The following is an 810-nucleotide window of genomic DNA, read 5'->3' as shown; positions in this document are numbered from 1 at the left end:
TAAAATTAAAAAAACTGAAAAAACCCCGTATAAAAGTGATATAGCACACGACTATAATGAATAAATATACAAAATCAAAAAAACGCCATTAAATAGCAAATCAAAAAAAACACTTTCAGATTAAAAAAACTAATACTTCACCAGCAATTTTTATCGCTTTATTTTTAACCAACCTACGGGCAAAATGCACACGTTTTCAACAGACACAACCTTGGAGCGAATATAATGAACCCAATTAATACATTAAACCAAACAGCCACAACTCACGTTGCAGTTAAACCAACTAATCGCAAAGCGAGAATGTTAGCTAAACTTAACCGTTACGGAAAAAAATTAGCACTTGGCGGTGCAATTCAATACAAATAATCACCCAACCATGATTTTTGTATTGCTGCAGCAAACACCCAACCACTAAATGAAGTTTCTTCTTTAGCTCCATCTGTTTGCTGCCAGCCCCCTCCTCATAGCTAAAAATCATCTTTAATTTTCATAATTTACAAAAAAAACCGCATTTACGCTCACTTTTTAAGCAAACGATCTTTTTGCTATTTACACAGGCAACTCACCTAAGTATTATCCTGCATCACGACGTGGAGAGATGGCAGAGTGGTCGAATGCACCGGTCTTGAAAACCGGCAGGGGTTTATAGCCCCTCTAGGGTTCAAATCCCTATCTCTCCACCACTTATTTGTATTAATTGGTTTTTTCCGATTGATAACACGCTGAATAATGCGTCGGAGAGGTGTCCGAGTGGCCGAAGGAGCTCCCCTGCTAAGGGAGTATAGAGTTTGTAGCTCTATCGAGGGTTCG

General features: G+C 38.3%; 1 protein-coding gene and 1 tRNA gene. Both read left to right on the top strand.

Features of this window, described 5'->3' with window-relative positions; all coding sequences use genetic code 11:
• Positions 1-225: 225 nt before the first annotated feature.
• Positions 226-366 carry a hypothetical protein gene (locus A9479_RS20035; protein WP_008113257.1) on the top strand — a complete coding sequence of 47 codons (141 nt, stop codon included), beginning with the start codon at positions 226-228 and terminating at the stop codon, positions 364-366.
• A 226-nt stretch (positions 367-592) separates the two neighbouring features.
• Positions 593-683, top strand: a tRNA-Ser gene (locus A9479_RS19475).
• Positions 684-810 lie beyond the last annotated feature (127 nt).

Origin of the sequence: Pseudoalteromonas sp. MQS005 (assembly GCF_001661605.1) — a bacterium.
In the GTDB taxonomy this organism is placed as follows: domain Bacteria; phylum Pseudomonadota; class Gammaproteobacteria; order Enterobacterales; family Alteromonadaceae; genus Pseudoalteromonas; species Pseudoalteromonas tetraodonis.
Note: the sequence above shows the minus strand (reverse complement) of the source record. Positions and strands in the feature narration are given on the sequence as shown.